Genomic DNA, 12,109 nt, shown 5'->3' with positions numbered 1-12,109 from the left:
ACGCACACAGCCGCACCGACGAAAACAAAAAGGCCGCAGAGGGAAACCCTGCGGCCTTCGAACTTCCTGCATGACAAGCGCGACCAGCGCTTACCCCACCGTCTCCAGAATTCGCATCGAGAAATCGGTCGCGCGAACGTCCTTGGTCAGTGCACCGACGGAAATCCGATCGACGCCCGTTTCCGCAATCGCACGCAGCGTTTCGAGATGGATTCCGCCCGAAGCCTCCAGCACCGCGCGGCCATCCGTTACGCGTGCCGCCTCGCGCATCATTTCCAAGGTGAAGTTGTCGAGCAGGATCGAGGTCGCGCCGCATTCCAACGCCGTTTCCAGCTCTTCGAGCGACTCCACCTCGATCTGCACCGGCGCACCGTCGGCCAGACGGTCGGCGTTCGCCAGCACCTGCCGAATGCCGCCGGCCGCCGCGATGTGGTTTTCCTTGATGAGGATGCCATCGTAGAGCGCCAGGCGTTGATTCGCCCCGCCGCCCACGCGCACCGCAAACTTCTGCGCAAGGCGCAGGCCCGGCAATGTCTTGCGCGTATCGAGCACCCGCGCCTTCGTGCCCTCGACGATATCCGCATAACGACGCACCGCCGTTGCCACGCCGGAAAGCAATTGCAGGAAGTTCATCGACGTGCGCTCGCCCGTGAGCAGCGCGCGCGCCGGGCCGTGGATTTCGCACACCGCCGAGTCGGGCGCCATGCGCTCGCCTTCCCGGTAGTGCCACTGAACGCGCACCGACGCATCGACCCCTTGCATGCAGCGCTCGAACCAGCGCACGCCGCACAGCACCGCCGACTCACGCACGATGATGCGCGCGTGCGCCATTTCCTCGGACGGTACGAGCCAGCCGGTCAAATCGCCGGCGCCGATGTCTTCCGCAAGCGCGTCGCGCACGTTGCGCGATAGCGCCGTCTCGAGCGGCTCGCCGAACGCGGTGAAATCGGGCGAGAGCGCCTCGTCGGTATTCAGCATTTTGGATGACGTCATCATGCGGGGCCCACGCCAGCAAACAGCGCGCCGTCGCGCGCGAAATCACCGCTGGCGCGGACGTTCTGCTTGCGCGCCTCGGCGAACTTCAACATTCGGTCGATACAGGTATGAGCGCGACGGCCGATCTCCGCATCCACATGAATCTCATTGCGCCCGGACGCCAGTACGTCGGCCAGATTCTGCAGCGTGTTCATCGCCATCCACGGGCAGTGCGCGCAGCTCTTGCACGTGGCGCTGTTGCCGGCCGTTGGCGCTTCGATGAACCGCTTGCCCGGCGCCGCGGCGCGCATCTTGTGCAGAATGCCGTTGTCGGTCGCCACGATGAACTCCGTCGCATCCATCTTCTGGGCGGCGGTGATCATCTGCGACGTCGAACCGACCACGTCGGCCTGCTCGACGACCGAGGCGGGTGACTCCGGGTGCACCAGCACCTTGGCGTTCGGAAATTCGCGACGCAGCACTTCCAGTTCGGTGCCCTTGAATTCGTCGTGCACCAGGCAAGCGCCCTGCCACAAGAGCATGTCGGCGCCCGTCTGCTTCTGGACGTAACTGCCCAGATGGCGATCCGGCGCCCAGAGGATTTTCTTCCCCTGCGCGTGCAGATGCGCCACGATTTCCAGCCCGATCGACGACGTCACCATCCAGTCGGCTCGCGCCTTCACGGCAGCACTGGTATTCGCATAGACGACGACCGTACGGTCGGGATGCGCATCACAGAATGCAGCGAACTCGTCGGCGGGACAGCCGAGATCGAGCGAGCAGGTCGCATCGAGATCGGGCATCAGAATGCGCTTTTCGGGACTCAGAATCTTCGAGGTCTCCCCCATGAAACGCACGCCGGCCACCACCAGTGTCTTGGCCGAATGGTCTCGGCCGAATCGGGCCATTTCGAGCGAGTCGGCCACGCAACCGCCCGTTTCTTCGGCGAGATCCTGCAAGTCGGCGTCGACGTAGTAATGGGCCACCAGCACCGCGTTCTGCTCCACGAGCAGGCGCTTGATCTGGGCCTTGAGCGCCGCGCGTTCCGCTTGCGACGGCGCATCCGGGACACGTGCCCACGCATGGGCAACACACGTGGCGCCGCTCGGTGCGGGGCGCTCGAATTGTACGGATTTGATTGAGGCGTTCATTTTCACGTGGTCCGAGGGGGACCGGGAATGACAAAACCCCGCCTTGGCGGGGTTTTGATTATGCGTCAAAAACGAATTTCTGGCTGAGCCCGTTCACGCGTAGCGGCGCAGACGGGTCGCAAACTCCTGCAGCGCGTGAATACCGCTCTGCTCGGCGCGATGGCACCAGTTCTGCAACTGACTCAGGAGCTGTTCGCGCGACGCATTCGAGCGTTCCCAGATGCCGGCCAGTTCGCGACGCAGTTCGTAATACGTCTTGACGGCATTGCTGTGCGCAAAGATCTCGCCCAATTGCTGCTTCTGCGGCTCTTGCAACGAGGCTTCGTCGTGATGCAGCCATTTGCTCGCGCCACGCAGCAACTGGTACTCGCCAAGCTGACGCTTTTCCTTGAAGCGCGCGAGTTCCTGACCGTAGGCACGCTTGAACGTCTTGGCGTAGCGCTCCATCACTTCGTAGCGGTTCGAGAGCACGGCCTGCAGCGTGTCGTCATCGCACGCCGCCTTGTTCTTCGCAAGCTTCGGCGTCGGCGCGATCTTCTTCACCTTGGCCAGGCCCAGCACCGACAACACACGGATATAGAGCCAGCCGATGTCGAACTCGTACCACTTGTTCGACAGCTTGGCCGAGGTCGCGTACGTGTGGTGATTGTTGTGCAGTTCCTCACCGCCGATGATGATGCCCCACGGCAGCAGGTTGGTCGACGCGTCCGCGCAATTGAAGTTGCGGTAACCCCAGTAGTGACCCAGACCGTTGACCACGCCGGCCGCCCAGAACGGAATCCACACCATCTGCACGGCCCACACCGTCAGACCGACCGCGCCGAACAGGGCGATGTCGATGATCATCATGAAGCTCACACCCAGAATCGGATAGCGCTTGTAGAGATGATTCTCGATCCAGTCGTTCGGCGTGCCGTGGCTGAACTTGCGCAGCGTTTCTTCATTCTTTGCTTCCGCACGATAGAGTTCGGCCCCTTCGGCAAGCACTTTCCACAGACCACGCGTTTGCGGGCTGTGCGGATCTTCCGGGGTTTCGCACTTGGCGTGGTGCTTGCGGTGAATGGCAGCCCACTCGCTGGTGACCATGCCAGTGGTCATCCACAGCCAGAAACGGAAGAAATGGGCGACGACCGGGTGCACGTCGAGCGCGCGGTGCGCCTGGCAACGGTGCAGATAGATCGTCACGCCCGCGATCGTCACATGGGTGACGATCAACGTGAACAAGGTGATCTTCCAGCCGCTCCAGTCGAGCAGGCCGGTCGAGATGAATCCAAGGAGACTGTCCAGCAAAATATCACTCCAAACTAATCAATACGGTAGCAATCACGGCAACGCTGCCGTGTCTTGTCTTGTCGGGCCGATAAGGCATCGATGGCCGTCGCGTCAAGTCTCGTTCTTGAGCTCGCTTGACGCTTGGATTCGCTGAAGATCGGCAAGTTGCTGAATGCCGGGGCGAGATGGGCGGAAAACGTGCCAGGGAACGTCGAGTTTTTATGGTTTGGCAAGCATTTTACCTGACGGACTGACGCCCGTGTGTAACGTCCCCCCCCACGCATTTTGTCGCAGGTCAACCCGCCGCCCCGGAGAAAAGCGTCAATTCCGGGCTACGCAGGCCGCTTCTCGCCGCCTTCGGCCTGCTGCGGCGCGAGTTCAGACGATTCTGCCGGTAACGCCGGCGGATGCGCAGCGCCAACCGGCATGCCGTCAGTCCAGTCATTCAGAATGCGTATTTCGCGCTGCGCATACGGAATTTCAATACCGTGCTCGCGAAATGTGCGCCAAATCCGCAAATTGATCTCAGAGCGGATCGCACCACTGCCTTGAGCAGGATCCTGAACCCAGAAGCCCATTTCGAGATCCATCCCATCCGCGCCGAAGTTCAACAACAACGCCGAAGGTGCCGGATCGGCCAAAACGCGCGGAATGCCCACGGCCGCCTTGAGCATCAGCGACATGGCCAGTTCGACGTCGGCGCTGTAAGCCACCTGCACATTCACCTTGGCGCGCCCGCGGGTCTCGGTGAACGAGTGATTCTGGACGACGTTCGTCACCAGTTGCTCGTTCGGCACCAGGGCTTCGACGCCGTCCAGCCCTCGAACGACCGTATAGCGCGTATTGATCTGCGAAACGGTGCCGTGATAAGGGCTGACCGTGATGAGGTCGCCAATGCGCACGGAGCGGTCGAGCAGGATGATGAAGCCCGACACGAGATTCGCCGCGATCTTCTGCAAACCGAAGCCCAGTCCGACGCCGAGTGCGCCGCCGAATACGCCGAGCACCGTGATGTCGATGCCAACGAACGACAGCGTCGTGAGCACGGCAATCAGCGTGAGCACGCCCTTGACCAGCCGCGAGAGCACCACCTTCAGATTGCCGTCGAGCGTGGCCGTGCGCATGATCCGGTCTTCGATCAGCGCCCCCACCCACATCGCCAGCACAAGCGTCACGCCGATCCAGAGCAGGCCGGAGAGGATCGAGAGCAACGTCAGATGGCTCGATCCCACGGCAAAGCGCACGCTGGCGAGCCACTTCAGGATGTCGTCGTGGACACCGAGCACGTACGCCAGCATCGACAGCCAGGCGAGCGTCGTGAAAACGCGCTCGAAGACTTTCAGCAGCCCCGACGCGTGGGGAGACGATGCGAACAACCGGCGTGCGAGATAGAACGCCAGATAGATCAGCGCGGTGCCGAACAGCGGCACCTCCGCGAGCATCAGCAGCGAGACATGCGTGTAGTCCTGAAGCACCACGCGCGTGAGCGCCACGCAGATCCAGCCGAAGATCGGGAAGAAGGCGCGACGCAGGCTCGACGCTCCCGCCCGGCGCGCCGGTGCGACACGCTCGAAATGACGGTCGAGCCGGCCGATCATCCAGCGCCGCAGCACGAAGGCGACGACGAGCGCGAGCGCGAGCGCCACGACCTGCCAGACGATCTGCGGTTCGCCGACATCCCGCACGACATCACGCACCAATCTCGCGAAAGCCGGACTTTGCTGCATCGCTCTCTCTCTTCTTGTTTTTTGTTAGCCGACGCCGAGCACAGCGTTACGCCGGACGTCGCTCGAACACGGCGGCGAAAAAGCCGTCGGTCGCGTGGCGGTTCGGCAGCAGTTCGAGATACTCGCCCGTGTCGATGTCGATTTTCTGCGCCGCCAGCAATGCATTCGCCGGTAACAGCGCGAAATCCGGATGTGCGGCGGCAAACGCCTCGGCGATGGCACTGTTCTCTTCGGTCAGCAGGCTGCACGTAGCGTACACGAGACGGCCGCCCGGCTTCACCAGACGTGCTGCGCTCGCGAGGATCGACGCCTGCTTTTGCGTGAGTTCCGCAACCGACTGTGGCGACTGACGCCATTTCAGATCCGGATTGCGACGCAGCGTGCCAAGCCCACTGCAAGGGGCGTCGACCAGTACACGGTCGATCTTGCCCGCCAGGCGCTTGATCTTGCTGTCGTTTTCGCTGTCGATCATGACCGGGTAGACATTCGACAGGCCGCTGCGCGCCAGACGCGGCTTGAGCTTCGCCAGACGCTTTTCCGAGATGTCGAACGCGTAAAGGCGGCCCGTCGAACGCATCTGCGCGCCGATGGCGAGCGTCTTGCCGCCGGCCCCGGCGCAGAAGTCGACGATCATCTCCCCGCGCCGCGGCGCGACCAGTTGGCAAAGCAACTGGCTTCCCTCGTCCTGGACTTCGATCGCGCCGGAAACGAACAGCGGATGCTTTTGCAGTGCGGGCTTGCCGGCCAGACGAATGCCGTTGGCGGCAAACGGCGTTGGCTCGGCCGAGAAGCCGTCCGCACGCAGTTGCGCAAGCACGTCGTCCCGGGTCGCCTTGACCACGTTCACACGGCAGTCGAGCGGCGCGGGCTGGTTGAGGGCAGCGGCGAGCGCTTCGAGTTCGGTGCCGTCGAATCGCTTGGCCAGACGCTCGTAGAGCCATTCCGGCAAATTGGTGCGCACACGTGCAGACAGGCTGGCCGGGTCGATCTGACCGACATGCTCGAGCCACGCGATTTCATCAGGCGTTGCCACCAGTTGCACCGACGCCAGGCCGCGCGTGAACGCCAGCCCGAGCAGTGCCAGACGGCGCTCCAGCGGCCCGGAGCCGCTGCCCGCATGCTGACCGAATTCGAGCTTGCGGCGCAGAATGGCGAAGACCGTTTCCGCCAGCACACCGCGCTCGCGGTGGCCCAGCTTGGCGTTGGCGCGGAAGTACGTACTCACGAGCGTGTCGGCCGGGCCGCTGAATGTCAGCACGCTGCCGAGCAGGCGTTGCGTGTGTTCGAAGAGTGCGGGCGACAGATGCTCGCCACGCATGCGGGCGGTTTCGGCGGGCGGCGCCTCCGGGCGGCGATCGTTGCGCGCACGGTCACGGTCGTAGCGATCAGGGCGGACATATCGCTCCTGACGCTCTCCCGCCTGTCCTCCCTTGGACGGCTGGCGGGTATCGGTGGATCGGCCGCCTGAGCGGTGACCGGATGAATTGGCGCCATCGCGGCGCTGCGTCGGGCGGGTGCTCATGCGTTCTCACCAAAAAGCCATTGCGGATCGGGCGTGCCGTCGGCACCGGGCGTGATCGTCACGCGGCCATCGGCCACGACCAGACGGTCTTCCACGAACCAGCGCACGGCGCGCGGATAAATGATGTGTTCCAGCGGAAGAATACGCTCGGCCAGCGTCTCGGGGGTGTCGCCCGCCCGCACCGGCAACGCCGCCTGCAGGATATACGGGCCGTGATCCAGCTCGGCCGTCACGAAATGCACGGTCGCACCGACAACCTTGCAGCCGGCATCCAGCGCGCGGGCGTGCGTTTGCAGCCCCGGAAAGGCGGGCAACAGCGACGGGTGAATGTTCAGGAGTCGCCCGGCGTAGCGCTCGGTAAAGGCCGGCGTCAGAATGCGCATGAAGCCGGCGAGCACCACCACATCGGCCTGATGGCGATCGATCTCGGCGGCGAGTTCGGCGTCGAATGCCTCGCGAGTCTTGCCCTGACTGGGCACCACGGCCGTTGCGATGCCGTTTTCCTGGGCGAATGCCAGGCCTTCGGCGTCGGCGCGATTGGTGATGATGGCCGCCACGCGGGCCGGCCAGCCTTCTGCGGTACAGGCACGGACGATGGCCTCCATATTGCTGCCTCGTCCGGAAATCAGGATGACAATGTTCTTCATCGCAGGATTTTATCATTGGTGCGACGCACCAGACAGGTGGCATTGGCCGCGTCGTGCGCCGCGATGGCCCCGAAGCGTTTATAATTCAACGTTCTGCGGCGCCGCAATGTCGGATCGGCCGTCCTGCGCCGCCCCGGGTTCGTCCCGCCGCCGCGGGCCGGTGGGTCTTCGCAACCGCGCCGCGCGACTTATCCACCAACGCTCAACTCGACGTCTTGACCTGACGCTTCCTTTATCGTGCGAGTCTTCCGGGGTCTACCCAACGCGCAGAGCAAAGCGCCCTGCGTGCTGACGATCGGCAATTTCGACGGCGTGCACCTGGGCCACCAGGCGCTGCTCGCGCGCGTGCGCGCCTCGGCGGCCGCACGTGGCCTGCCGGTGTGCGTGATGACGTTCGAGCCGCATCCCCGCGAGTATTTCATGCCCGACCGGGCGCCCGCGCGCATTTCCAATCTGCGCGACAAGTTCGAGGCGCTTCGCTCGCATGGGGTCGATCGCCTCGTGGTGGAACACTTCAACGCCCATTTCGCCGGCCAGTCGCCTGAAGACTTCGTGCGTAACATCATCGTCGACGGGTTGCACACCCGCTGGCTGCTCGTGGGCGACGACTTCCGCTTCGGCGCGAAGCGCGCGGGCGACATCGAATATTTGCGCGATGCCGGCCGTCGCTTCGATTTCGTCGTCGAACAAATGCCGACCTTCGCGCACGACGGCGTGCGGATTTCCAGCTCGGAAGTGCGCACAGCGCTCGCCGACGGCAATTTCGAGCGCGCCCATGCGCTGCTCGGCCGTCCGTACGCGATCACGGGCCATGTCGTGCATGGCATGAAGCTCGGCCGCAAGCTGGGCTTCCCGACGCTCAATCTGCGCATCGCCCACAAGCATCCGGCGCTCACGGGAATTTTCGTCGTGCAGGTGCATGGCCTGGCGGACCGACCGCTGCCCGCCGTGGCCAGCCTGGGTTGGCGCCCGACGGTGGACGATTCCGGGCGCGTGCTGCTCGAAGTCCATCTGCTCGATTTCGACGGCGATTGTTATGGCAAGCTGGTGCGTGTGGAATTCTTGCAAAAGCTGCGTGACGAAGCCAAATTCGACGGGCTGGCCGAACTGGAAGCAGCCATCGCGCAGGACACGCGCGAGGCGCGCGCCTACTTCGCGCATGCGCTCGACGCCAACGGCCCGAGCGCACGACGCGACTTTGCCACTTCGGCTACCGACCGAATTAGTTGATCTTCGCCCGCGTGCGCCGGCGCCCAGCGCCTCGCGCGCGGCCCGCCGCCGCCACTGGCACCTGCCCGGGCGTTGCCGCTTCCGGCCCACAAGGCCCGCCTGCAACGCTAACGGCGCGAGCGCCCCATACCCCGATATTCCAAATTCGTAGCGAAGCCCCATGAGCGAAAAGAAAGCCCCGAGCAAATATCCCGTCAACCTGCTGGACACGCCGTTCCCGATGCGCGGCGATCTACCCAAGCGCGAGCCTCAGTGGGTCAAGCAATGGCAGGACAAGAAGATCTACGACAAGATCCGCCGCGCAAGCAAAGGCCGTCCGAAGTTCATCCTGCATGACGGCCCGCCGTATGCCAACGGTGACATTCACCTCGGCCACGCGGTCAACAAGATCCTCAAGGACATGATCGTCAAGGCACGCAGCCTGGCGGGCTTCGACGCCGCCTATGTGCCGGGCTGGGATTGCCACGGCATGCCGATCGAAATCCAGATCGAAAAGCAGTTCGGCAAGCACCTGCCGGTGCGCGAAGTGCAGGAAAAGGCGCGGGCCTACGCGGCGGAACAGATCGAACGCCAGAAGCCCAACTTCAAGCGTCTGGGCGTGCTCGGCGACTGGGACAACCCGTACAAGACCATGAACTTCTCGAACGAAGCGAACGAGCTTCGTGCGCTCGCGAAGATCATGGAGAACGGCTACGTCTACCGTGGCCTGAAGCCGGTGAACTGGTGCTTCGACTGCGGATCGGCACTCGCCGAAGCGGAAGTCGAGTACAAGGACAAGACCGATCTGGCCATCGATGTCGGCTTTGCCTTCGCAGAGCCGGAGAAAGTCGCGAAGGCCTTCGGCCTGCCGAAGCTGCCGCACGAAAACGGCCACATCGTCATCTGGACGACCACCCCGTGGACGATCCCGTCAAACCAGGCGCTCAATGTTCACCCGGAAGTCGAATACGCGCTGGTCTCGACCGAGCGCGGTCTGCTGATTCTGGCAAGCGAACGCGTTGAAGACTGCCTGAAGACTTACGGCCTGCACGGCGACATCATCGCGCGCACGAAGGGCGAAGCGCTCTCGCTGATCCGCTTCCGTCACCCCTTGTCGACGGCCGACGCCGGCTACGAGCGCACCTCGCCGGTCTATCTCGGCGACTACGTGACGACCGAGACGGGGACGGGCATCGTCCACTCGGCCCCCGCCTATGGCGTGGAAGACTTCGTGTCGTGCAAGGCGCATGGCATGTCCGACGCGGATATCCGCATGCCGGTGCTGGGCGACGGACACTATCAGGACAGCCTGCCGCTGTTCGGCGGCCAGTCGATCTGGGACGCCAACCCGCAGATCGTCGAAGCGCTGCGCGAAGCCGGTACGCTGTTCCACTCGTTCAAGTACACGCACAGCTACATGCACTGCTGGCGTCACAAGTCCCCGATCATCTACCGCGCGACCAACCAGTGGTTCGCCGGCATGGACGTGAAGCCGGTCGACGGCGCACCGGGCGGCGGCAAGACCCTGCGCGAGATCGCGCTTGCCGGCATCGAAGCCACCGAGTTCTTCCCGGCGTGGGGCAAGCAGCGCCTGCACAACATGATCGCGCACCGCCCGGACTGGACGCTCTCCCGCCAGCGCCAATGGGGCGTGCCGATGGCCTTCTTCGTGCACAGGGAAACCGGCGCGCTGCATCCGCGCACCCCGGAACTGCTCGAAGCCGTGGCCAAGCGCGTGGAAACCGAGGGCATCGAAGCGTGGCAAACGCTCGACCCGGTGGAACTGCTCGGCGACGAGGCCAAGGATTACGTGAAGAACCGCGACACGCTCGACGTGTGGTTCGACTCTGGCACGACGCACTGGCATGTGCTGCGCGGCTCGCACGCGCATGAGCTGGGCTTCCCGGCCGACCTGTATCTTGAAGGCTCGGATCAGCACCGCGGCTGGTTCCATTCGTCGCTGCTCACGGCCTCGATGATCGACGGCCGCCCGCCGTACAAGGCGCTGCTCACGCACGGCTTCACGGTCGACGGTCAGGGCCGCAAGATGTCGAAATCGATCGGCAACACGATTCTGCCGCAAGACGTCGCAGACAAGCTCGGTGCCGAAATCATCCGCCTGTGGGTGGCGTCGACCGATTACTCGGGCGAGCTGTCGATCTCGGACGAAATCCTCAAGCGCGTGACCGAAGGGTATCGCCGTATCCGTAACACGCTGCGCTTCCTGCTGTCGAATCTGGCCGATTACGACCACGCGAAGCACGCGCTGCCGGCCGACCAATGGCTGGAAATCGACCGCTACGCCGTGGCATTGGCGCAGTCGCTGCAAACCGAAGTGCTGAGCCACTACGACCGCTATGAATTCCACCCGGTCGTGGCCAAGCTCCAGACGTTCTGCTCGGAGGATCTCGGCGGCTTCTACCTCGACATCCTGAAGGATCGCCTGTACACGAGCGCACCGGACTCGCCGGCCCGCCGCGCCGCCCAGAACGCGCTGTACCACATCACGCATGGCCTGCTCAAGCTCATGGCTCCGTTCCTGTCGTTCACGGCGGAAGAAGCATGGCAGGTGTTCCAGCCGGGCAATGATACGATCTTCACGGAAACGTACTACGCTTATCCGGACGTCGCGGAAGGCTCGCGTCTGCTCGAGAAGTGGAACCTCCTGCGCACGGTGCGCGGCGACGTCACCAAGGCGCTCGAAGAGGCACGCGCGGCGGAGCAGATCGGGTCGTCGCTGCAGGCCGAAGTCGACGTGCGCGTCTCGGGGCGCAAGTACGAGGTACTGGCGAGCCTCGGCGACGACCTGCGCTTCGTGCTGATCACGTCGGCGGCGGCCGTCACGCAGGTGGCGACCGAAGCGGACGAAGGCGTGGTGGTCACGCCGTCCTCGCACCAGAAGTGCGAGCGTTGCTGGCACTATCGTGAAGAGGTGGGCGCAGACGCGGCCCACCCCACCCTTTGTGGCCGCTGCGTGTCGAATCTGTTCGGCAGCGGCGAACACCGGAGCGCGGCATAATGGCAAGCAAGGCAGGCGCCCGTACGGGCGCACGACGCAGCAATGGCAATGGGGGCGCGCGGGGCGGCGCCGCTTATGGCTTGGCCCCGTGGCTTGGGGTCGCGGTCATCGCGATCCTGGTCGATCAGGTCACCAAGCTGACGATTCTGAAGACGTTCCAGTACGGCGAGTTTCATCCGCTGACGTCGTTCTTCAATCTGGTGCTGGTGTACAACAAGGGCGCGGCGTTCAGCTTCCTGGCGGCCGCAGGCGGTTGGCAGCGCTGGTTCTTCACGTTGCTCGGTCTGGTGGCGGCGACCGTGATCATCTTCCTGCTCAAGCGCCATCACGGCCAGAAGATGTTCTGCCTGTCGCTCTCTCTGATTTTGGGCGGCGCGCTGGGCAACGTGATCGATCGTGTGATCTACGGCCACGTGATCGACTTCCTGGACTTTCACGTCGGCGGCTGGCATTGGCCGGCGTTCAACATGGCCGACTCGGCCATTTGCGTGGGCGCCGTACTACTGGTGATCGACGAGCTGCGACGCGTGCGGCGCGGCAAATAACGCACCGCGGATCGAGGCAAAACACCGTCGCGGCGCCCAGGA

9 protein-coding genes are annotated in these 12,109 nt (G+C 63.9%); 3 read left to right on the top strand and 6 right to left on the bottom strand.

The genetic code is table 11. The annotated features are described in order from the left end of the window. Positions 1–90: 90 nt before the first annotated feature. From nadC to purN, 6 genes are all read right to left on the bottom strand, one after another. Complete coding sequence (nadC, locus tag PSO31014_RS06370) at positions 91–993, bottom strand: carboxylating nicotinate-nucleotide diphosphorylase (RefSeq protein WP_425494853.1); 903 nt, start codon at positions 991–993, stop codon at positions 91–93. Then, positions 993–2,126, bottom strand: coding sequence for a quinolinate synthase NadA (gene nadA / locus PSO31014_RS06365; protein WP_150550808.1), 1,134 nt, complete (start codon positions 2,124–2,126; stop codon positions 993–995). Before nadA ends, nadC begins: the two co-directional genes overlap by 1 nt. 93 nt (positions 2,127–2,219) lie before the next feature. Next, a complete protein-coding gene (locus PSO31014_RS06360; protein ID WP_150550807.1) occupies positions 2,220–3,416 on the bottom strand; it encodes a DesA family fatty acid desaturase in 1,197 nt (398 codons plus the stop codon). A gap of 314 nt (positions 3,417–3,730) precedes the next feature. Further along, on the bottom strand, positions 3,731–5,125 hold the full coding sequence (locus tag PSO31014_RS06355; RefSeq protein ID WP_150550806.1) for a mechanosensitive ion channel family protein: 1,395 nt from the start codon (positions 5,123–5,125) through the stop codon (positions 3,731–3,733). Between the two features lie 46 nt (positions 5,126–5,171). Continuing rightward, complete coding sequence (locus PSO31014_RS06350) at positions 5,172–6,443, bottom strand: RsmB/NOP family class I SAM-dependent RNA methyltransferase (RefSeq protein WP_150550874.1); 1,272 nt, start codon at positions 6,441–6,443, stop codon at positions 5,172–5,174. 200 nt (positions 6,444–6,643) lie between these two features. After that, positions 6,644–7,294: a phosphoribosylglycinamide formyltransferase gene (purN, locus tag PSO31014_RS06345; protein ID WP_150550805.1), complete on the bottom strand. Its 651-nt coding sequence runs from the start codon at positions 7,292–7,294 to the stop codon at positions 6,644–6,646. Between the two features lie 237 nt (positions 7,295–7,531). Between purN and PSO31014_RS06335 the strand changes: the two genes are divergently transcribed. The 3 genes from PSO31014_RS06335 (at position 7,532) to lspA (ending at position 12,067) form a co-directional block, all read left to right on the top strand. Next, positions 7,532–8,524, top strand: a complete 993-nt coding sequence (locus PSO31014_RS06335) for a bifunctional riboflavin kinase/FAD synthetase (RefSeq protein WP_150550803.1) — start codon at positions 7,532–7,534, stop codon at positions 8,522–8,524. A 160-nt stretch (positions 8,525–8,684) separates the two neighbouring features. After that, entirely contained in the window at positions 8,685–11,522 is a 2,838-nt protein-coding gene (ileS, locus tag PSO31014_RS06330; RefSeq protein WP_150550802.1) for an isoleucine--tRNA ligase, read from the top strand. Next, complete coding sequence (gene lspA, locus PSO31014_RS06325; protein ID WP_174976411.1) at positions 11,522–12,067, top strand: signal peptidase II; 546 nt, start codon at positions 11,522–11,524, stop codon at positions 12,065–12,067. Before ileS ends, lspA begins: the two co-directional genes overlap by 1 nt. Positions 12,068–12,109: the final 42 nt, after the last annotated feature.

This window comes from Pandoraea soli (genome assembly GCF_902459595.1).
In the GTDB taxonomy this organism is placed as follows: Bacteria; Pseudomonadota; Gammaproteobacteria; order Burkholderiales; family Burkholderiaceae; genus Pandoraea; species Pandoraea cepalis.
This window is presented reverse-complemented; position numbering and strand designations above follow the sequence as displayed.